The 20,105-nt window shown below is 50.3% G+C and carries 20 protein-coding genes and 1 other annotated feature; of the genes, 6 read left to right on the forward strand and 14 right to left on the reverse strand.

What is annotated here, in order from left to right:
* Positions 1–244: 244 nt before the first annotated feature.
* Positions 245–370 carry a hypothetical protein gene (locus tag Q6A92_RS07565; RefSeq protein WP_274397639.1) on the reverse strand — a complete coding sequence of 42 codons (126 nt, stop codon included), beginning with the start codon at positions 368–370 and terminating at the stop codon, positions 245–247.
* Positions 371–742: 372 nt separating this feature from the next.
* Here Q6A92_RS07565 and Q6A92_RS07570 point away from each other — a divergent pair, with 372 nt between their 5' ends.
* Positions 743–901 carry a hypothetical protein gene (locus tag Q6A92_RS07570; protein ID WP_274397640.1) on the forward strand — a complete coding sequence of 53 codons (159 nt, stop codon included), beginning with the start codon at positions 743–745 and terminating at the stop codon, positions 899–901.
* Between the two features lie 72 nt (positions 902–973).
* On the opposite strand, the gene Q6A92_RS07575 is transcribed toward Q6A92_RS07570, so the two are convergent.
* From Q6A92_RS07575 to Q6A92_RS07595, 5 genes are all read right to left on the reverse strand, one after another.
* On the reverse strand, positions 974–1,960 hold the full coding sequence (locus Q6A92_RS07575) for an ABC transporter ATP-binding protein (RefSeq protein ID WP_332237535.1): 987 nt from the start codon (positions 1,958–1,960) through the stop codon (positions 974–976).
* Between the two features lie 5 nt (positions 1,961–1,965).
* The gene (locus Q6A92_RS07580; protein WP_274397642.1) at positions 1,966–2,982 is read right to left on the reverse strand and encodes an ABC transporter ATP-binding protein; all 1,017 of its coding nucleotides are present in this window, start codon (positions 2,980–2,982) and stop codon (positions 1,966–1,968) included.
* Between the two features lie 15 nt (positions 2,983–2,997).
* Positions 2,998–4,005, reverse strand: coding sequence for an oligopeptide ABC transporter permease (gene opp3C / locus Q6A92_RS07585; protein WP_332237536.1), 1,008 nt, complete (start codon positions 4,003–4,005; stop codon positions 2,998–3,000).
* On the reverse strand, positions 4,005–4,937 hold the full coding sequence (locus Q6A92_RS07590; RefSeq protein ID WP_274397644.1) for an ABC transporter permease: 933 nt from the start codon (positions 4,935–4,937) through the stop codon (positions 4,005–4,007). The genes opp3C and Q6A92_RS07590 overlap by 1 nt, the downstream gene beginning before the upstream one ends.
* 183 nt (positions 4,938–5,120) lie before the next feature.
* Complete coding sequence (locus Q6A92_RS07595; protein ID WP_274397645.1) at positions 5,121–6,806, reverse strand: peptide ABC transporter substrate-binding protein; 1,686 nt, start codon at positions 6,804–6,806, stop codon at positions 5,121–5,123.
* A 282-nt stretch (positions 6,807–7,088) separates the two neighbouring features.
* On the opposite strand from Q6A92_RS07595, the gene Q6A92_RS07600 reads away from it, so the two are divergent.
* The gene (locus Q6A92_RS07600; protein WP_332237537.1) at positions 7,089–7,475 is read left to right on the forward strand and encodes a DUF3899 domain-containing protein; all 387 of its coding nucleotides are present in this window, start codon (positions 7,089–7,091) and stop codon (positions 7,473–7,475) included.
* A gap of 124 nt (positions 7,476–7,599) precedes the next feature.
* Positions 7,600–7,863 (forward strand) — a binding site (T-box leader).
* Positions 7,864–7,947: 84 nt separating this feature from the next.
* Positions 7,948–8,940, forward strand: coding sequence for a tryptophan--tRNA ligase (trpS, locus tag Q6A92_RS07605; protein ID WP_332237538.1), 993 nt, complete (start codon positions 7,948–7,950; stop codon positions 8,938–8,940).
* 229 nt (positions 8,941–9,169) lie between these two features.
* On the opposite strand, the gene Q6A92_RS07610 is transcribed toward trpS, so the two are convergent.
* From Q6A92_RS07610 to Q6A92_RS07625, 4 genes are all read right to left on the reverse strand, one after another.
* Entirely contained in the window at positions 9,170–9,310 is a 141-nt protein-coding gene (locus Q6A92_RS07610) for a hypothetical protein (protein WP_332237539.1), read from the reverse strand.
* Between the two features lie 39 nt (positions 9,311–9,349).
* On the reverse strand, positions 9,350–10,096 hold the full coding sequence (locus Q6A92_RS07615) for a DUF3603 family protein (RefSeq protein ID WP_332237540.1): 747 nt from the start codon (positions 10,094–10,096) through the stop codon (positions 9,350–9,352).
* Between the two features lie 357 nt (positions 10,097–10,453).
* Positions 10,454–11,692, reverse strand: coding sequence for a beta-ketoacyl-ACP synthase II (gene fabF / locus Q6A92_RS07620; RefSeq protein ID WP_443029698.1), 1,239 nt, complete (start codon positions 11,690–11,692; stop codon positions 10,454–10,456).
* A 99-nt stretch (positions 11,693–11,791) separates the two neighbouring features.
* Positions 11,792–12,727 carry a beta-ketoacyl-ACP synthase III gene (locus Q6A92_RS07625; protein WP_274397650.1) on the reverse strand — a complete coding sequence of 312 codons (936 nt, stop codon included), beginning with the start codon at positions 12,725–12,727 and terminating at the stop codon, positions 11,792–11,794.
* A gap of 240 nt (positions 12,728–12,967) precedes the next feature.
* On the opposite strand from Q6A92_RS07625, the gene Q6A92_RS07630 reads away from it, so the two are divergent.
* Positions 12,968–13,270 (forward strand): YppG family protein, encoded by a 303-nt coding sequence (locus Q6A92_RS07630; RefSeq protein ID WP_443029699.1) that lies wholly within the window; start codon positions 12,968–12,970, stop codon positions 13,268–13,270.
* Positions 13,271–13,732: 462 nt separating this feature from the next.
* Positions 13,733–14,071: a hypothetical protein gene (locus Q6A92_RS07635; RefSeq protein ID WP_332237542.1), complete on the forward strand. Its 339-nt coding sequence runs from the start codon at positions 13,733–13,735 to the stop codon at positions 14,069–14,071.
* Between the two features lie 1,016 nt (positions 14,072–15,087).
* On the opposite strand, the gene Q6A92_RS07640 is transcribed toward Q6A92_RS07635, so the two are convergent.
* On the reverse strand, positions 15,088–15,753 hold the full coding sequence (locus tag Q6A92_RS07640) for a hypothetical protein (protein ID WP_332237543.1): 666 nt from the start codon (positions 15,751–15,753) through the stop codon (positions 15,088–15,090).
* Positions 15,754–15,854: 101 nt separating this feature from the next.
* Entirely contained in the window at positions 15,855–16,178 is a 324-nt protein-coding gene (locus Q6A92_RS07645) for a metal-sulfur cluster assembly factor (RefSeq protein ID WP_274397655.1), read from the reverse strand.
* A gap of 222 nt (positions 16,179–16,400) precedes the next feature.
* Between Q6A92_RS07645 and Q6A92_RS07650 the strand changes: the two genes are divergently transcribed.
* Positions 16,401–16,658 carry a NifU N-terminal domain-containing protein gene (locus Q6A92_RS07650; protein ID WP_332237545.1) on the forward strand — a complete coding sequence of 86 codons (258 nt, stop codon included), beginning with the start codon at positions 16,401–16,403 and terminating at the stop codon, positions 16,656–16,658.
* A gap of 142 nt (positions 16,659–16,800) precedes the next feature.
* On the opposite strand, the gene asnB is transcribed toward Q6A92_RS07650, so the two are convergent.
* Together asnB and Q6A92_RS07660 are read right to left on the reverse strand one after the other, a co-directional pair.
* Complete coding sequence (asnB, locus tag Q6A92_RS07655) at positions 16,801–18,651, reverse strand: asparagine synthase (glutamine-hydrolyzing) (protein ID WP_332237547.1); 1,851 nt, start codon at positions 18,649–18,651, stop codon at positions 16,801–16,803.
* Positions 18,652–19,277: 626 nt separating this feature from the next.
* Positions 19,278–20,105 (reverse strand): IS256 family transposase (locus tag Q6A92_RS07660; protein WP_332237549.1); only part of this gene is annotated, 828 nt, incomplete at its 5' end.

Raw genomic sequence — 20,105 nt, forward strand, 5'->3', positions numbered from 1 at the left:
ATATAATAATACTTCTAATTTTCATACCCCTTTTTCTGTAAAATAATTTTTCATTTTTCTTCATTTTATGACCCATTCCGTCCTCTCTTCTCCTCTTACCTTTCTTTTTCGACAATTAGGGCCCCGATCTGGGCGTTATCTGTTAATAAGAAATTTATATAGCAAAAAGGAACTTCCCGATCCGAAAGAAGCTCCTCTAACCCATTCTCTCTGACATAATGAGCGAAACCCTTCATATTTTACATTACGCAGGCAATTTAAGATTTGCTGTCGGCGCATCCTTCGATTTCGGCTGCAATTGGCCGAGCGTTTCCTTGAGCCATCTGCGGATGGAATGTTTGCGCCTGCGCCTGACTTCCTTAGGTTTCACAGGTTTTCGCCTCCTTTAACCGTGTTAAATGCTATCGGCCGCCCCACTACACCCTGTTTGTTTTTTTCTTTCTCTCCCTATTGTCAACCCCGCTGGCCTCACTTGTCAAGAGCCTCTTAAAGGTCTTCTCTCAAAGACGGTCATCTTTTCTCAATAAGCGTCGAATGCTGTCGATTGGCTTTTCTCCACTTGAGACTGTTTTTCGAAGTCCCTATTTTGGACATACTTTCTTTTTTCCCTCTCTCTTCCTGCAGCACGTCCGATGAGAGGATCTTTCTTATATAATGTACGTAACCGGGCAAGAAAGTATGCAGCTTCTGCAGGCCCTGTTTGCAAAAAATGAATCATTTAGCGGAGAGGATGATTTTATAAATGATGCGCAGACTAACGATGTTGGCCGCGGGCATCCTTGCCGGAGCCATTATTCTGCACTATTTTTTCCATCTGTTCAGCAGTCTGCTGATCAATATCCTTCTGATTCTGACCATTTTGCTCTACCTGGCCCACCTGACCCGCAAGTACCGGAAATAAAAAAGGACAGGCGGCCGTTGGGCTGATATGCCTGCCGGCCGCTTGTCCTTTTTTAACATTTGCATGCACTGTTTACTTTTTCAATCCCTCATCATGAAGGTGGCAGGCTACCCAATGCCCCTCTTTAACTTCATGCCATTTCGGCCTGACCTGGGCGCAGATATCCATTGCGAAAGGGCAGCGTGTCCGAAAGCGGCAGCCGCTCGGAGGATCAATCGGACTCGGAACGTCCCCCTGAAGAATGATCCGTTCGCGCGTACGCTCGATTTTCGGATCGGCCACGGGAATTGCCGAAAGCAGAGCCTGTGTATACGGATGAAGCGGATGATCATAGAGCTCATCGCTAGAAGCGAGCTCCGCCATATTGCCCAGGTACATAACGCCTACACGGTTGCTGATATGCTTGACCATCGAAAGATCATGGGCAATAAACAAGAAAGTCAGACCGCGTTTTTCCTGCAATTCCTGAAGCAGGTTGACGACCTGCGCCTGAATTGAAACGTCAAGCGCCGAGATCGGCTCGTCGGCGATGATAAAATCCGGATCAACGGCGAGTGCCCGGGCAATACCGATTCTTTGCCTCTGCCCGCCGCTGAATTCGTGCGGATAACGATTGGCATGCTCACGGTTCAGCCCGACCGTCTCCAGCAGATGATAGACGTGATCCATCCGTTCCTCGTTCGACGTCACGAGATGATGTATATCCAGTCCCTCTGCGATGATGTCTTTAACCATCATTCTTGGGTTCAGGGACGCATATGGATCCTGGAAAATCATTTGCATGTGTCTGCTCAGATTTTTCCTCGCTTTAGCGGAAAGTTTTCCTCCGATTTCTTCACCGTCAAAAAGAACTTTTCCTTCTGTCGGCTCATAAAGGCGGATGATCGTTCGGCCCGTGGTTGATTTCCCGCAGCCTGATTCCCCCACAAGGCCGAATGTCTCACCTTTATAGACATCGAATGTGATATTATCGACTGCCTTCAGGGTCTCTTTTCTCGATACCTTAAAATATTTTTTCAGATTTTTAACCTGAAGCAGTTTTTCTCTCGTTTCAGCCATGTGTTTTATTCCCCCCCTACTCCTATCGTTGCCGGCGGATCGACTTTCGGCGCCCGTTCGTCAAGCAGCCAGCAGGCCGTTTTCTGTGTCGCCGAAAGCTTGGTGTAATCCGGCATATGATCCACGCATACCTTCATTGCATGAGGGCATCTCGGGGCAAACGGACATCCTTTCGGCGGATCGCTTAGATCGGGAGGCGTTCCCGGAATGGCCAGCAGTTTGTCCGTCTTGGCATGCAGCTTCGGCATGGAAGACAGCAGCCCCCATGTATACGGATGTTTCGGATTATAGAAGATTTCTTCAAGCGTCCCGGTTTCAACGATCTTTCCGCCGTACATAACGGCGACGCGCTGTGCGAGATTGGCAACAACCCCCAGATCATGAGTAATCAGAATAATCGCGGTGCCTGTCTTTTTCTGAATGTCGCGCATCAGGTCGAGAATCTGGGCCTGGATCGTCACATCCAGCGCTGTGGTCGGCTCGTCGGCGATCAGAATTTTCGGGTTGCAGGCCAGGGCAATGGCGATGACGACACGCTGCCGCATGCCGCCGGAAAACTGATGCGGATACTCATCCAAACGTTTGTCCGGATTCGGAATGCCGACCAGTTTCAGAAGTTCCGCCGCTTTGGTTCTTGCCTCGCTCTTGGCGAGATGCTGATGCTTGATCAGGCCTTCCATAATCTGCTTTCCGATCTTCATAGTCGGATTCAGGGCAGTCATCGGATCCTGAAAAATCATCGAGATATCTTTCCCTCTAACTTTCTGCATCTGTTTCTGTGTATATTTTACGAGATCATGCCCGTCGAAAAAAATTTCTCCGGACGTAATCTTCCCCGGCGGACTGGGGATCAATCCCATGACTGCTTTAGATGTGACCGATTTCCCCGAACCCGATTCACCGACTATGGCCAGGGTCTCTCCCACATTAAGTCCAAAGCTGACACCGCGGACAGCTTGTACAACGGCGCCGAAAATATCAAATTGAACGTTCAGATTTTTAACTTCAAGCAAGTTTGCCATTTTATCACCCCCCGATTAACGCCGTAATTTAGGATCAAATGCATCCCGTAAACCGTCTCCGAGAATATTGAAGCAGATCAGCAGCAGGCTGATCACCAGTCCGGGATACAACGTTTGATACGGATGAAGCTGCAGTTCCGTATAGCCGCTGCTCAGCAGGGAACCGAGCGAAGCCTGAGGATCGCGGATTCCGAGCCCGATGAAGCTGAGAAAAGCCTCAAAGAAAATAGCATTCGGAATCGAGAACATCGTATTAACGATAATCATGCCCAGTGAATTAGGAATCAGATGGCGGAAAATGATCCGTCCGTGTCCGGCACCGAGCGTTCGCGAAGCAAGCACAAACTCCTGATTTTTGAATTTAAGCATCTCGCCGCGGACAATACGCGACATGGCAACCCAGTTGGTCGCCAGAATGGCAATGGCAATGGTCAGCAATCCGGGCTGAAGAATGAGAATAAGTAAAATAACCCAGACGAGATAAGGAATGCCGGAAATAATTTCCACAATACGCTGCATAATGTTATCGGTCATGCCGCCGAAATATCCGGAAATACCGCCATAAACCACTCCGATAAACATATCGGCCAGCGCGGCGATCAGTGCAATAATCAGAGATATTCGTGTGCCGGCCCACGTCCTTGTCCATTGATCTCTACCGAGCGTATCCGTCCCGAACCAGAAGTCCTGCTTGACTCCTCTTTCCTGGTAAACATCGACACCGTTCTCTTTGCCGCTGAAAAACGGAAGCCAGGACAAAGCGCTGACTTTCGGAGGAAGATTGGAACGGATCAGACTTTGGTTGTCAATACTGTACTGGCTCGCCTGCGGAGCAACGATTGCCAGAGCGATCAAAATAATCAATATGGCAGCGGATACCATGGCGCCCTTATTCTGAAACAGGCGGCGAAAGGCATCCTTCCAGGCACTGACTACTTCGCCGGACAGTTTCTCGCTCGCTTCATGGCTGATATCGGCCGGTGTAAACGAATCTCTCGATAGTTCTTCATCTGACATCGCCATCAGGATTTTCCTCCTTCAGACATACGAATTCTCGGATCAATAATTCCATAAAGGATATCGACAATAAGCATCGTGATGATAAAGAGAGCGGCATACAGTTCCGTCGTCCCCATGATCATCGGATAATCATTGGTAACGATTGAATCCACAAACTGAGCGCCGATGCCGGGTATGCCGAAGATTTCTTCGATCACGAGAGAGCCGGTAATGATCATCGCCGTCAGCGGACCAAGAATGGTAATAACGGGTATGAGCGCGTTGCGTACGGCATGCTTGAAGACGACGGCAGAAGTGGACAGCCCCTTCGCCTCCGCTGTTACGATATAATCCTGATTCAAAACGTCGACCATTTCCGAGCGCATGAATCGTGCCACAAGAGCGAGCACATAAACCGCAAGCGAGATCACCGGCAGGACATGCGAAGCAGGTCCGCTCCACCCGGCAACCGGGAACCAGCCGATCCGAACACCGAACAGGTATTGCAGGATGCCTGCAAAAATAAACGAAGGAATGGAGATGCCGAAAATCGAAACCGCCATCGTTCCCCAGTCAAGCGCCTTGCCGCGGTGCAGGCCTGCGACAATGCCCAGCAGGATTCCTAAGATAGCGCCCACCACGATCGCTTCCATCCCAAGATCGAGCGAGACGGGGAATTTGGCAATCATCAGCTGCGATACGGGCTGCATGCCGAATTGAAAAGAGCCGCCCAGATCGCCGTGAATCAGATTCCACATATATTTAAGATATTGAATGGGGACCGATTGATCCAGTCCGTAAAAGTGTTTCAATTGATTAAGCTGAACGGGGGAAAGCCGATTGGCATTTTTGAACGGCGTTCCGGGCAGCAGCTTCATCGCCAGAAAAGTCAGTGTAATGACCACATACAATGTGACAAACATGTATCCGATCCGTTTCAGGACATATCGTCCCATTGATTCCTACCTCCTATTTTTATGCTATCTATGTTTTCTTCCTGAATGATCAGCACAACAATTATCATAAATCATATAATTTTCTACATAAACAGATTAATTGAAAAGAGAGCATATGCCGGAACCGACATATACTCTCCTTCCACAATTCTACTGGCATTTTCAGAGCTGCTCATGCTCTTTTTAATGCTGCAGTATATATGCTTGTGAAAAATCATATTGCGGGCCGTATGAAGGCAGTTCCAATCCCTTTACATACGACTTCTGTGCCCAGGCAGTACCTTCCTGATAAATCGGAACGATCGGATAGTCGGCCATCATGACTTTTTCTGCCTGAAGCATATCGTTCCAGCGTTTCTGGGGCTGGCCCGTTTCAGCCTTAGCTGAAGTGATCAGATTATCAAATGTTTTATTCGACCAGCCGGTTGTGTTCTGCGGGTTGCCGGTTGAGAACATATCAAGATAGGTCATCGGATCCTGGTAATCCGGGAACCAGCCGCTGAATGCAAGATCGAATTTAAACGACTGATTCAGCGACAGATAATTCGACCATGGCTGCTGGTTGATCGTCACTTTAATGCCCGGCAGATTCTTAGAGATCTGATTTGCCAGGTATTGATCCCATTGTTTATATTGAGCAGTATCCGGGCTCAGGAAAGTCAGGTTCAGAGTCTTGATGCCCAGTTCCTGTTTTGCTTTGTTCCAATACGATTTCGCGGCGGAAGCATTGCCTGCCGAGTAGCCGTTGACCGGATTGTCGCCGCGGAAATCCTTGCCGTCGGGGCCGACCGTGAAGCCCTTCGGAACAACGAAGTTCGAGCCGATTGATCCGTTGTTAAAGAGCACCTTGACAAAACTGTTGCGGTCAATGGCTGCGTTGAGCGCTTTACGCAGATTCAGATTTGCCAGATTTTTGTTTGTCTTCTGATTGATATACAGGAAGAATGTGCCTGAAGTCAGATTGCTTTTAACTTCGCTCGGATTGCTTGTTTTCAGCGAAGTGACATAATCGCCGGTTAAAGTGAAGGCTGCGTCTATTTTGTTCGTTTTGTAAAGGTTTACTTCGGTAGCGATGTCTTTCTGAACCTGGACATTAACGGTGTCAAGTTTGATTGACTTTGCGTTCCAGTAATCCGTATTTTTCTTATAGGTCCAGCCGACGCCCTTATTCCAGGATGTCAGTTTAAAAGGTCCGTCGTAGAGAAGATTTTGAGGCCCGGCCGCGTAATTCTTGCCCTGTGCTTTGACAAAGTCCTCACGCTGAGGCAGGAACTGCGGCTGGGACAGAAGGCTGTAGAAGAACGAAGGAAGCGGTTGTTCCAGCGTCACTTGAAGTGTTTTGCTGTTCAGCGCCTTGACGCCCAGCTGCTGATATTTGCCGTACAGCGCCTTGTTTGTCGGATCTTCAATGGCTGCCGCATTTTTAATGCCCGCCGACGCGAACAGATAATTATACTGCGGTTTCGCGGCCGGATCGTTCTGATGCTGCCAGCCGTAAACAAAATCCTGTGCCGTTACCGGCTTGCCGTCGGACCACTTGGCGTCGCGGAGCGTAAATGTAATTGTCTTTTTGTCCGCGCTGACTTTCGGTGCGCCCGCCGCGAGATCCCATTCATATTTATTGTTATGCATTCTCGTCAGCCCGGACATCGTTTCTTCGATGGCGTTGGTCGACGTGGTATCCGTTGCCTGAGTCGGATCAAGCGTCGGGATATCCTGGGAAATTGCCAGATTCAGCACTTGACTCTTGGCCAGCTTACTGCTGCTAGTACCGCTGCTGCCGCTGCCTGAACTTCCGCACGCCGAGAGCACGAGGCTCAGCGCCAGGATGAACGACAGCGCCAGCGACCATCTTACCTTACTCCTCATAAAGCAATGACCTCCCCAATTTTTATTATCTTTTTTCGTTTTCGGAAAATTCTTCGATCTTTTCCGAAGACAGAATCAACCTACAAGGGCTATTATACAAGTTATTCTCACAATTTGCATTCTTTTTTTTTATGTAAAAGATACTTTGCAGTCGATACTTAATCAATTTTCTTGTTATAAAGCTTTTTTTATTTAAAATATTTTCCGGGCAATGTGATGATTGCTCACATCGCCGTTGCCGTATTGGCAGAGCTCCGCTATGATAAGCAGGGGGGGATTCTCTTGAAATTTTTACTACATAAACCGCTGATCTCTTATTTTTCTGTCCTTTCGGCGGAGCTTCTGCTTGCGTTGTTTGCCCAATTTTTCTCGCCGCATGCCTTTTCTCTCATTTCTCTCCTAAATAGTTTGTCAATTGTGTGTCTGCTGTTTTTGAGCGCCGGACTGATTATTTTTATTATTCAGGGAGGATTTTTTGACGGTATCATATACAGCTTCAAACGGTTTTCGAGGACTGTCCGCAAAAACCGTCTCGGCGACGCGGACGCCGAGGCGCCGCTTGCCGAATACAGAAAACGGAGCGGCCGGCGGTCGCCGTTCACATGGCCGCTGATCTGGGTCAGCCTGTCGCTGTTCTGTCTGTCGCTGGCTGTGTCCGTTTTGATTTAAGCGCAATCCGGCCCCCCGCTCCCGAAATGCCCGCTCCCGTTTGCTTTTGCTCCGTGGATTGGGTATAATGAAGGGCACTGAAACGCGTACTGCTTCATAAAAGTTGCGGTACCGGAAAATAGGGAAAAAAGCAATGAGAAAGAAGAGTAGACAGCCGGATGTCCGAAGAGAGCCCGGAAGTGCTGCGAGCCGGGCGGCGAACGGTTGCCGAATGGGCTTTCGAGTGCAATCCGAAACTTCATCGGATTTGATGAAAAGTAGGCATTGACGCGGTTCGCGCGTTAAAGCGAAGCTGATGAGCGGTAAAGCCGCATCATCGGGCAGAGATGTTTCCGAATTCTTTTTCCGGGAACAAAAAGGGTGGCACCGCGGTCTTTTCGTCCCTTAAGGATGAAAGGCTTTTTTTTATACATTTTTTTAATACTTTTCCGGTAATAAACATATATCCGGCAACTACAGGAAGGTGAACATTTTGGCAAAAATTTTTTCCGGCGTTCAGCCGACTTCGATTCCTCATCTCGGCAACTATCTGGGCGCCATGCGCAATTTTGTCGCACTTCAGGACGGCAATGAATGTATCTACTGTATCGTGGACGAACATGCCATAACCCTGCCGCAGGATCCCGGCGAAATTCAGCGGAATATCCGCAATCTGGCAGCTCTTTATCTGGCTATGGGCATCGATCCGGAGCGTTCCATTCTTTTCATTCAATCGGAAGTACCGTGCCACGCCCAGCTCGGCTGGATCATGCAATGTATCAGCTACATGGGCGAGCTTGAGCGCATGACGCAGTTCAAGGATAAATCCAAAGGCAAAACATCGGTCCCCGCCGGACTGCTCACTTACCCGCCGCTGATGGCCGCGGATATTCTGCTTTACAACACGGAACTTGTTCCGGTCGGCGCCGATCAGAAACAGCATCTTGAACTGACACGGAATCTGGCGGAACGTTTCAACCACAAATACGGCAATGTTTTTGTGATTCCGGAGCCTTATATTCCTGCGGTCGGTGCACGAATCATGTCTCTGGCAGAACCGGTTAAGAAAATGAGCAAATCGGACACAAACCGCAAAGCGACCCTTTTCATACTGGACAGTGAAAAGGAAATCATCAAAAAGATCAAGGCTGCCACTACCGATGACGAGGCCGAAATCCGTTACGACCGGGAACAGAAACCCGGTGTCTCCAATCTGCTCGACATCTTCTCCCTTTGTTCCGGCCGTTCCGTCGACGAACTAGTGAATGTCTATCAAGGGAAAGGCTATGGTGAATTTAAAACCGACGTGGCCGAGACGGTTGCCAATACGCTGAAGCCGATCCGTGAGCGTTACAATAATCTGATCGAATCATCCGAACTGGACAAAGTTCTTGATGAAGGCGCCGAGAAAGCCTATGCGATCGCGCAGAAAACACTGAAAAAAGCGGAAAAGGCGCTCGGCATCGGGCGCATCGGCAGACACTGAGCGGACTGCTGAAAAAGCCGCCCTAAAAAGGGCGGGAGCGGATTGAAGGGCTGATCGATGACCGGCCACTCTTTACAAAATGAAACAGGGGCGTCTCAGAGTCGGAACATCGACTGGTGAGACGTCCTTTTTTTCTTCCTTTCATAAATAAAACATCATCTGCCGGCCGTTGCCGGCTGCCGTGATCAAGCCGCGGATCTTTTTTCCCCCGTCTTATTGAGAAAAACATTCATAGCGGCTTCCCGTCATCCTGTCCTTCTCCGTGACGCGGCGGGTGCCCTTTATCTGATCCGGGAACAACCGATGCTTCATGCGGATCGGTATCAAAACCGATATTCTGTTTGCACCGTTCATTCCAGCTTTTCAGCATGCGAAGCGCCCCATTCTGCTTTTTGTCCCGCTCCGGCGATTACTGAACTTTCGGGCCGTGTTCCAGTTCCCAAAGCTTTTCAAAATAGGACTGCCCTTTAATCAAGCGTTCGCAAATGTCGCTGTGTTTTTCCGACCACCCCTGCTTCATCCCTTCGACGAGTCCGTTCCATGCCTCTTCAAAACTCATCCGCCGGCTTTCGGCATATTGTGTCGGAAACCATTCCGTGTACCAATAGCGCATCTCTTCGACACTGCCTGTCGAATGCAGCTGATCAAGTGCCATAAACAGGAGCTGCTTCACCTGGCGTTCTTTTCTGGTCAGCCCGATCATCAGGTCGGGATTAAGAGAAAGCAGGTGATAAGCCTTCTCTCTTCCCGCTTGCGGCAGCGGATACTGAACGGCCGGCATTTGTTCTGCTTTTTCCAGGATCATGTTCTCCTGACGGGGGATCAGCCTGCTCTTTCTGACAGGTATCGCATAACCGAGCGTGTCCGCGGCCAGGCAGCGTTCTCCGTCGGTTGCTATGAAACAGTATTCAATCATCTCGCGCTGATTATTCTTGCAGATAACGCTCTTGTTCCGCACAGCCTGCAGCAGATTCGCCGGCAAATCCTGCAAGTCGTTTTCAATGTAGTCGAACAAAGGTTTTTCTATTTTGACGAGCGGGGCCTGATCAAGCAATTCGATAAAGTCGTGCTTGCGCCATTCGTAAAATTCGCAGACATTGTATCCGTTTTCTTCGCCTTCAAACCAATTGACCCAAACATCACTGATGATCTCCATGAACGCTTCGTCTCCTCTTTTTTGATTTGAAAACATTATGGTCATCGATAAAAGAATTTATTCCGACTCAGCGCTATTTTTCAAACATCCAAAGTTTGTTTTTTGATCATTTTTATGCCCGTCCTCCCGCTCCTATTCCCTTTATCTTCTATTGCTTCTGCTTTTCGGACATAAAAAACTTGCCGGCCGGCAACAAGGGCTGTGCTGTGACCGACAAGCTGCAGGGCACGGTTATGCCGGGCCGCTCAGATGAATCCGCTGAAATTTTATCTTTCTTATTTAGTGTATTAAAAAACCCGGAGCCCGCTCCGGGAAAAAATAAGACTGCTTCTTTTTTCGAATCAGCGATCAGCGAATTCAGGCTTCGTATTTTTTAAAAACAAGCGTCGCGTTATGACCGCCGAATCCGAAAGAATTGCTCATCGCTACATCTACCTGTTTACTGATCGCGCCGTTTGTTACATAATCAAGATCGCACGCCTCATCGGGCGTTTCATAATTAATCGTCGGCGGAACAATCCCTTCAGTTATCGCTTTGATTGCAAAAATCGCTTCGACACCGCCGGAGGCTCCGAGTAAATGGCCGGTCATCGATTTGGTCGAACTGATCGCGAGTTTATAGGCACGCTGCCCGAACACCTCTTTCACAGCCTTCGTTTCGGTAGAATCGTTAACTTCCGTGCTCGTTCCGTGAGCATTAATATAGTCGACCTGTTCGGTAGAAAGGCCGGCATCCTCCAGCGCCGTTTGCATCGAGTGGATAGCGCCCGCTCCCTCGGGATCCGGACGTGTGACATGGAAAGCGTCGCTTGTCGCACCGTATCCGGCGACTTCGGCATAGATATGTGCGCCCCTTTTCAGAGCGGAGTCAAGAGACTCCAGAACAAGAATGCCCGCTCCCTCGCCCATGACGAAACCGTCGCGGTTCTTATCAAAAGGGCGGCAGGCCGTTTTCGGATCCGGGTTTGTCGAGAGCGCACGCGCGGAGCAAAATCCGGCGAACGCCATATTGGTCAGCGGCGCCTCCGTCCCCCCGCAAATGATCATGTCATTGTCGCCGCGCTGAATCACTCTGAACGCATTGCCGATCGAATCGGTCCCGGTCGCACAGGCCGTAACCGTGCACAAATTGACGCCCTTCGTCCCTAACAGGATGGAAACCTGTCCGGAAGCCATATCCGGAATCATCATCGGAACAAAGAAAGGACTGACGCGCCGATAGCCCTTTGTCAGGGCCGTACGCAATTCTTTTTCATAGGTCTCCATCCCGCCAATACCGGAACCGATCCAGACTCCGCTGCGGTAAGCATTCGTATCGTCTATCGTATACTTGGAATCTTCAACTGCCATTTTCGCTGCGGCAACGGCAAATTGGGCAAAGCGGTCCATCCGCAGAACATTTTTCCGATCAATAAACATTTCAGGATCGAAGTCTTTCACTTCGCCCGCCACTTTAGCACGAAAATCATCCGGGTTGACACGGGTCACAATGCCGATGCCGGACTTCCCGGCCACCGCATTCTCCCATGAAGTTGCGACATCATTGCCAAGAGGTGTCACAGCGCCCAGCCCGGTAACGACGACTCTTCTTATCATTATATTCTCTCCTTTAGCCTGTAAAATCATAAACCGCAACCGGACTTAGTCGATTATTTAACGGTTTAAAAAATTTTGTGGATTGCGATTGCGGTACCGTCATTTTCCCCACCGCAAGGTCAGAGCGCCCCAGGTCAGACCGCCGCCGAAACCGACCATGACAATAAGATCGCCGTCTTTCACGATCCCGTTCTCCAGAGCGTCTGTCAAAGCAAGCGGAATAGTGGAGCTTGATGTGTTTCCGTATTTCTGAATCGTTTTAATCACTTTTTCTTCAGGTATGCCCAGCCTCTCTCGCGAAGCCTCCATAATCCTGATATTCGCCTGATGAGGAATCAGAAAATCGATGTCCTCCTTTTTCAGGCCTGCTTTTTCGACGACATGAACGGCCGACTCGCCCATCTGCCGTACGGCAAATTTAAACACTTCCCTGCCGTTCATCTTAATGATGTTTCCGTCCTGATACAAATTTTTCCCGCCGCTCCCGTCGGATCCGAGTTCGAAAGATAGAATTCCTTTTCCTGCGGAGACAGGGCCGAGCACGGCCGCCGCCGCCGCATCTCCAAAGAGCACGGCCGTCGTTCTGTCTTTCCAGTTTGTGATTTTGGACAATTTCTCCACACCGACAACCAGAATATGCTTATAAGTGCCTGAATCAATAAATTGTTTTGCCGTTACCATGCCGTAGATGAATCCCGAGCAGGCGGCACTGATGTCCATCGCAGGTATAGTCCTTGTTCCCAGCCGGTTCTGAAGCATGCAGGCGACAGAAGGAAACGGCTGATCCGGCGTCACCGTGGCGACCAGAATCATGTCAATGTCCGCTGCTTTCAGCCCGGCATTTTCGATCGCTTTTTCGGCGGCCCCGAAAGCCATGTCGGAAGTGTCCGTCTTGTCGTCGGCAATCCTTCTCTCCTTAATTCCTGTTCTTGTCCGAATCCATTCATCGGAAGTATCCATCATTTCTTCCAGATCAAAATTTGTGAGCACGCGTTCGGGAACGTACTTTCCAATTCCCAGTATTCCTGCGGACATCCGCAATTCTCCTCTCAGATCTTAACAGTATATATAATGACTTGGTAACAATATAATACTACAAATTCTTTTTGTCCAACAGTTCGGGGATCCGCCGCTTCCGGATCCTTTTCCGGTACAAACGCAGAGAATTTGCGGTCCGGGCTGATGAACATCACCTGTCGCCTTGCCGCAGCATAAAATGCAGTGTCAAAAGTTCTGATTACCGCGAAATGATCCATGCACAAAGGAGTGAGATTCTTGGTACAATACGGACAGAACAGAAGAGATGGCGAGTATGATCCCTTTACGCACTTCATGTTCGGCGCCGGACGGCCGCCGGTTCAGCCGCCACAAGCATTTTATCAGAACAACGGCTGGCAGGCAAGCGCCCCCAAGTCGTCGCAGCATCCCGGTTTTCTGAAACCGTTTCTCGATCAGAACGGGCATTTTGACACCGGAAAAATGATGAACGGAGCGACGCAGCTCGTTACCGTCTTCAAGCAGACCGCTCCTGCCGTGAAACAGCTGTCCCCGCTGCTGAAACTTTTTAAACGGCCATGACCTTCCCGGTCCGAAATGATTTTAATGGCAAAAAATCAAGGCGATCCGATCGTCTTGATTTTTTACTTTAATGGATATCCCCTCAACTCATGTATCCGGCCGGGCCGCGGCGGAAAAGCATCATCGTTTCTTCCGAAAAGCGATCGGCCCGGCACAGGCACCGGTCTATTCTCTGAATGTTATGCGAACGGCGATTTTATTTCTCTGAGAAAGATGGCTATCATGCGCAGACAGATGTTACACGGCGGAAACACCCGATCTTTTTCTTCAGACTGCCGCGTATTCCTGTGAATCGCGGTCAAAATCGTCGAAAAGCGTTGGATATCAGCAGTAAATCGCCGATCATCACCAATGAAATGCAAAATATCAACAGAAATGTGTGAAAAATCGGCAGTAAACGCTTGAAACAAATAAGTGTGAATAACCAGAATAATGAACCCATTCCTGATTGATGGATCAGCCGTGGCTGACGGCTTATCGATCGCCAGACGCAGGTTTTCGGTCATTGCAGCGGGTTTTTCGGTCAGCGAATCCAGGTTTTCGGTCATTATAGCGGGGTTATCGGTCAGCGCTCCTACGTTTTCGGTCATTGTAGCGAGTTTATCGGTCGACAGATCCAGGTTTTCGGTCGGCGCTGTGGATTTAACGATCGGCTCCCGGGCTTTCGGTCATTGCAGCGATTTTATCGGTCAGCGTGCCCAGGTTTTCGGTCATTATAGCGGGGTTATCGGTCAACATATCCAGGTTTTCGGTCGGCACAATGGATTTAACGATCGGCTCCCGGGCTTTCGGTCATTATAGCGGGATTATCGGTCAACATATCCAGGGTTTCGGTCGGCACAATGGATTTAACGGTCGGCTCCCGGGCTTTCGGTCATTATAGTGGGGTTATCGGTCAGCGCTCCTACGTTTTCGGTCATTGTAGCGAGTTTATCGGTCAACATATCCAGGTTTTCGGTCGGCACAATGGATTTAACGATCGGCTCCCGGGCTTTCGGTCAACGCAGCGAGTTTATCGGTCAGCGTGCCCAGGTTTTCGGTCATTATAGCGGAGTTATCGGTCGCCGTATCCAGGTTTTCGGTCGGCGCTGTGGATTTAACGGTCGGCTCCCGGGCTTTCGGTCAACGCAGCGAGTTTATCGGTCAGCGTGCCCAGGTTTTCGGTCATTATAGCGGAGTTATCGGTCGCCGTATCCAGGTTTTCGGTCGGCGCTGTGGATTTAACGGTCGGCTCCCGGGTTTTCGGTCATTATAGCAGGGTTATCGGTCGACAGATCCAGGTTTTCGGTCGGCGCTGTGGATTTAACGATCGGCTCCCGGGCTTTCGGTCATTATAGCGGGGTTATCGGTCAGCGCTCCTACGTTTTCGGTCATTGTAGCGAGTTTATCGGTCGCCGTATCCAGGTTTTCGGTCGGCACAATGGATTTAACGGTCGGCTCCCGGGCTTTCGGTCAACGCAGCGGGTTTATCGGTCGGCTCCCGGGTTTTCGGTCATTATAGCAGTTTTATCGGTCAGCACTCCCACGTTTTCGGTCGGCAGGCGTAGTTTATCGGCCGGCTGGCACAGGTTTTCGGTGGCTACGCCCGATTCCGTTGCGCCTGACCAATTAAACCGTGGCAGGAGTTTATGGATCGCGGACACGCTCTCCGTCTTTCGAAAGATTGACGGATTGACAGTCTCAGGAAAAGTCGATCATCATTTGACGGCACAGCAGGAGAATGAGCTGAAGAGATACTCCTGCTTACTTTTTAATGTGTCCTTTGGGCTCATTTTATGATCCGACGGGTCTTCCCCTTGAGTCAATTGATTCGGGGATCAGAGCCAGTCGATTTTTCCCCGCAAAATTGTTTTTATTTTCCGGTTCGACGCCGGGTCTCCCTGCAGATCGTCTGTAAAATGAATCACTTCTAATCGCGATCCCGGAAAATCGGCGAAAGCCAGTTCCGCCATCAGTTCGGCCGTTCTCCGCCCCTTTCGCCGATCCGTAAAATTGCCAAGATCGGTCCGGAAAATGACCGTTTGGACATCGCCGGCTTTGCCGAGCCTGCCGGCAAAGTACGACTCCATCTCATCTGCGGCTTTGCCGAGAGCTGTCCGGGGATGGACGGGCATGCTTTCCGACCGTCTCCCCTCATTGCCGCCGCAGATTTCAAGAGACGACAAAAGCACGGACGATTTCGGAACAGCCGGCGGGTGCGGCAAAAACATTTTAATCCACTTTTCTTTCAGGCGGGCATTACTCTTAGGAGAGGGCCGGATCATATCCGTCAGGAACAGATAATCAAACGCTTCCGGAGCCGCCTTTTCGATTTGGAAAAGTGCATTTCTGCCAAGAAAAAGTTCTCTCTCATCCTCGGATTGCCTTTCATCTTCATTTAAAGCGGTACTCAGCGACACCACCTGCAGGCCTTTTTCCAGCAGAATTTCCGAAAGGGGAAATCCTTGCGGCGATAGTCCGCCGAAAATCAGCGCCCGTTCCATATGCCCTTCTCCCGCCCTTCAAATAGCGCTAAGAAAGATTATGCGTGATGCGCCGGGATCATGATTGATGACGGAAAAAAGCACCCCATTCGCGGGATGCTTCATTCGGAAAGTCCTAATGCTATGCGTGCATATCGGGACATCCGCTCCTTCGTCCACGGCGGATCCCAGACAAAATTCACTTCGACTTCTTTTATTCCTTCAATCTCTGCAAGCGTACGCTTGACGTCGTAGGAAAGCGACGCAGAAAGCGGACAGCCCATAAAGGTCAAAGTCATCGTGACAAGAACGTTATTGTCGTCATCTATATCGACGCCATACACAAGGCCCAGATTGACAATATCGACGCCGAGTTCCGGATCAATGACATCTTCCAGTGCTTCAAGCACCCGATCTTTCAGCTCATCCTGCTCATTCTCAGGCAACGGGATTCCCTCCTTTCTTGATCCTGATCCTTTACAGTATAACCGATTGTTCGCCGCATTTCATCTTTCATGCAGCATTATGGATTTAGGACATCAGGTGGAACCGTCTCCCGATAAACGGCTCTTTCTCATGTCCCGCCGCAGACGGCCGTGTTATAATAATACGGCATCCTTATTAAAGAGGATGCCGATGATCATGACCATTAGAAGGGATGCAGGACCATGCAGTTCAAAGCCAGTGCAACACCGAATCCGAATGCGATAAAATTCACCTTTACAGTGCCGCTTTTTAAACAAAGGATCGAGGTCAAAAAGGGAAGCGCCCCGAACAACGGACTGCTCGCGCAGCTGTTTGCCATTGAAGGCGTAGACGGCCTGTTCGCGGTGAATGATTTTATAACGGTCAATAAGGCACCGTCGTCGCAGTGGGACGACCTTCTGCCCTCGATCCGTCAGGCTCTCGAAAATTATCGGTTTTAAAACCGTTTTCTGAAAAAACAGGGAGATCCGTTATCCGGGCAGAGCTCCCCCGTCCGCGATGTTGCTGCAGTCCGGACGGCCCCTTGTCCGGTCCGGAAGATCTTGAGGCAGGTGCTTCGGTATGCCGGTGAAAAAGGGGACCTCAGCCGTCAATGATGTCAACGTTATAGGTTTCCAGCCACTCGTTCATCTGGGCAAGGTGCGCAATCAGCTGCGGCCCGCTCATAAGCTGACCGAACCACGGAACTTTAAACGACGCGCCTTTTGTATCGATAATCGACTGCAGTTTATTTTTGTCTGCGAATTCGAGCAGCGGCGCGCCCGGATTGTCGACCACCTGCTGCAGCCATGCCGAAACGGCTTCGGTGTATTGAGGATGATACGTTTTCGGATAGGGGCTCTTTTTCCGGTACAGAACATCATCGGGCAGCATCCCCTTCAATGCCGCTCTCAGAATGCCCTTTTCGCGCCCATCCAGCATCTTCATCTTCCACGGAACGTTCCACAGGTACTGCACGATTCTGTGATCGGCAAACGGCACACGCACCTCGAGGCTTGCGCCCATGCTCATCCGGTCCTTGCGGTCAAGCAGCGCCGTCATAAACCAGTTCATGTTCAGATAGAACAGTTCCCGCCGCCTGGCATCGACTGCGGACTCCTGATCGAGCTGCGGCGTTTCGGCAATTGTCTCGTTGAAACGGGTCAGCGCATAGTCCTTCAGGCTCAGCCGTCCGCCCCACTTGCCGTTCAGCAGAGCCTGGCGTTCATCGATCGAACGCATCCACGGAAATCCTTCCTTTGCCGAGGTTTCCGGACTGTGGAACCATGGATAACCGCCGAAAATTTCATCGGCGCATTCACCGGACAGAGCCACCGTGAACTCTTTCTTGATCCCTTCGCAGAACCAGAGCAGCGACGAATCAACATCGGCATAACCCGGCATATCGCGAACGACGATCGCTTTTTTCAGGTAGGCGACAAGATGTTCATTATCGATAACGAGATCATGATGTACCGTTCCGAGATATTCCGACACTTCCCTGATAAACGGAGCATCGCTGTTCGGCTGAAACTTGCTCGTATGGAAATAACGAGCATTTTCTTTATAGTCGATCGAATACGTATGGAGCGGCGCCCGGCCCTCTTTTTTGAAATACGCTGCGGCAAGCGCGGATATCCCGCTCGAATCCAGGCCGCCGGACAAGAACGTCGTCACCGGGACGTCAGCGTACAATTGCCTTTCTACCGCGTCTTTAAGAAGATAACGAATATGGGCGACCGTATCTTCCAGATTATCCGTGTGCGGCTCGCTTGCTACATTCCAGTAGCGGCGGACGTTCAGACCGTCTTTGGTAAAAGTGAGCGCGTGGGCCGGCCTCAATTCGTCGATTCCGCTGTAGATCCCGTGCCCCGGCGTCTTTGACGGACCCAGGCCGAATACTTCGCACAGCCCTTCACGGTCAATGGACGCTTTCATATCGGGATGGGCAAGCAGCGCCTTCAGCTCCGAGCCGAACAGCAGCCGGCCGCCCCTCTCACTGTAAAAGAACGGTTTGACTCCCAGCCGGTCGCGCGCGGCGAACAGTTTCTCCTCATGTTCATCCCAGACAGCAAACGCAAATATGCCGTTAAAATGATCCAGACAGCTCTCATGCCAGGCCATGTAGGCAGTCAGCAGCACTTCGGTATCCGAATGTCCTTTGAACCGGTAGCCCTCTTTTAACAAATCCGCACGTATTTCTTCCGTATTGTAAAGCTCGCCGTTATAAACGAGGATAAAATCGTGTCCGTCCACCGTTTTCCGCATCGGCTGCCGGCCGCCTGCGGGATCAACGACGACCAGCCGCGCATGCCCGAATGCCGCTTTCGGCGACAGCCAGATATTGAGATCGTCCGGTCCGCGATGCTCCATTGTCCTCGCCATGTTCTCAATCGTTTTTCCTTCGTTTCTCAAATCTTTCCGCCAGTCAATCCAGCCAGTTATTCCGCACATTCCGGTCATCCTTTCTTATCATCATTGACCACCGCCTGCTTAACATCGTATGCAAAAAAGCTGGGCGCGTGAAAAAGCCTTGCGGGTACGAGCCGGCTCTTTATTTTGTTGCTTGTGCGTTCCCTGCACTCATGTATCTGGTCTGGCCGCGGAATGAATACGTCTTCAATTATTCCGAAGGCGATATGCTTGTGCAAGCCGCGATATAGTCCCCGAATGTTCATGCGAACGGCGATTGACTCTGCTGAAAAGGGGAAACATCCTGCGCGGTCAGACATTAAACGGCAGAAATATCTGATATTTTTCTCTGCCCGCCGTGTATTCGTACAATCGGCAGCAGCTCGAGTGAGGCAAGCACGGCAGCACGGCGCTGCAACGCCGATGGTTTCGGGCCAGGAGCTGGCTCGAAACCATGCAAAAAATCTCCGGAAAACCGGGCGCAGCATCAGTTATAATGAACTAGCCTCTTAACCATAGATTCATAGAGTTAACCGGAAGTTTATCGGCCGGCGCAGCACATTTATCGGGTTTGTCAATAAGTCTGTGTAAGGCAGGGTATCCATTAAGTCATGGCCTTTTATTTCTGGGGAGGGGGGTACCCCCCTCCCCAGAAATGTTTGATGGGTTTATATTCCGTACCGTTTTTCAAACATTTTCTGTATCTCACTTTGGGCGCTGACAAAGCCGGGCATTTTCACACGTTCCCATTTTTGATTGAGGCCCTTGGCCACGAGATAGAAAACTTTTTCTACCGCCTGCTCCTCAGGAAAACTGCGTATCGTTTTAACCCGTTGTTTAAAAACATTATGGGTGCTTTCGATGATATTTGACGTGTAAATGGACGCCCGGATATCTTTAGGATCGTTTAAGAAGGTCAAAAGGGCGGGCAAGTCTTTCCTCCAGGATTCAACCAGACTGGGGTGTAGCTTCTGCCAGTTCTTTTCGAAGGCCTGAAAAGCTTCCTGCGCCTGTTCCTTACTGTCCACCCTATAGATCCTCCGGAGATCCACGGCCAGGGCCTGCCGCTCAGATTGACGGACCTTATGCATCGAATGGCGAACTTTATGCAGGACACAGCGCTGCACGTTGGCTTTTGGGTAGATCTCTTTTAAGGATTCAGTCAGCCCGGGCAGACCGTCGAAGACGGCCAGCAGAACTTCCTGCATCCCCCGGTTATAGAGATCAATCAGGATATCTTTCCAGCCGAGAGAGCTTTCCTGCCCCCCTACATAAAAGCCAAGGATTTCCCGATACCCCTCGGGTGTAATCCCTATTGCGACATAGACTACTTCACTGGCTACATGATCCCGGCGCAGTTTCAGATAGGTTCCGTCTAGAAACACGACGGCATAGCGTTTTTTCAACGGATGTTTCTGGAAGGCTTCAACGTCTTCACGGACCACTTCGGTGACCTTTGAAATCGTCCCCGCTGAATAATGATCCCCCAGAATCGT

It is taken from the genome of Sporolactobacillus sp. KGMB 08714, from assembly GCF_036598985.1.
GTDB lineage: Bacteria > Bacillota > Bacilli > Bacillales > Sporolactobacillaceae > Sporolactobacillus.

Bases quoted from the DNA above. Each gene is read 5' to 3' on its own strand.
- Q6A92_RS07570 (WP_274397640.1), top strand. From the start codon at position 743: ATGATGCGCAGACTAACGATGTTGGCCGCGGGCATCCTTGCCGGAGCC.
- Q6A92_RS07575 (WP_332237535.1), bottom strand. From the start codon at position 1,960: ATGGCTGAAACGAGAGAAAAACTGCTTCAGGTTAAAAATCTGAAAAAA.
- Q6A92_RS07580 (WP_274397642.1), bottom strand. From the start codon at position 2,982: ATGGCAAACTTGCTTGAAGTTAAAAATCTGAACGTTCAATTTGATATT.
- opp3C (WP_332237536.1), bottom strand. From the start codon at position 4,005: ATGGCGATGTCAGATGAAGAACTATCGAGAGATTCGTTTACACCGGCC.
- Q6A92_RS07590 (WP_274397644.1), bottom strand. From the start codon at position 4,937: ATGGGACGATATGTCCTGAAACGGATCGGATACATGTTTGTCACATTG.
- Q6A92_RS07595 (WP_274397645.1), bottom strand. From the start codon at position 6,806: ATGAGGAGTAAGGTAAGATGGTCGCTGGCGCTGTCGTTCATCCTGGCG.
- Q6A92_RS07610 (WP_332237539.1), bottom strand. From the start codon at position 9,310: ATGCTGAAAAGCTGGAATGAACGGTGCAAACAGAATATCGGTTTTGAT.
- Q6A92_RS07615 (WP_332237540.1), bottom strand. From the start codon at position 10,096: ATGGAGATCATCAGTGATGTTTGGGTCAATTGGTTTGAAGGCGAAGAA.
- fabF (WP_443029698.1), bottom strand. From the start codon at position 11,692: ATGATAAGAAGAGTCGTCGTTACCGGGCTGGGCGCTGTGACACCTCTT.
- Q6A92_RS07625 (WP_274397650.1), bottom strand. From the start codon at position 12,727: ATGTCCGCAGGAATACTGGGAATTGGAAAGTACGTTCCCGAACGCGTG.
- Q6A92_RS07640 (WP_332237543.1), bottom strand. From the start codon at position 15,753: ATGGAACGGGCGCTGATTTTCGGCGGACTATCGCCGCAAGGATTTCCC.
- Q6A92_RS07650 (WP_332237545.1), top strand. From the start codon at position 16,401: ATGCAGTTCAAAGCCAGTGCAACACCGAATCCGAATGCGATAAAATTC.
- asnB (WP_332237547.1), bottom strand. From the start codon at position 18,651: ATGTGCGGAATAACTGGCTGGATTGACTGGCGGAAAGATTTGAGAAAC.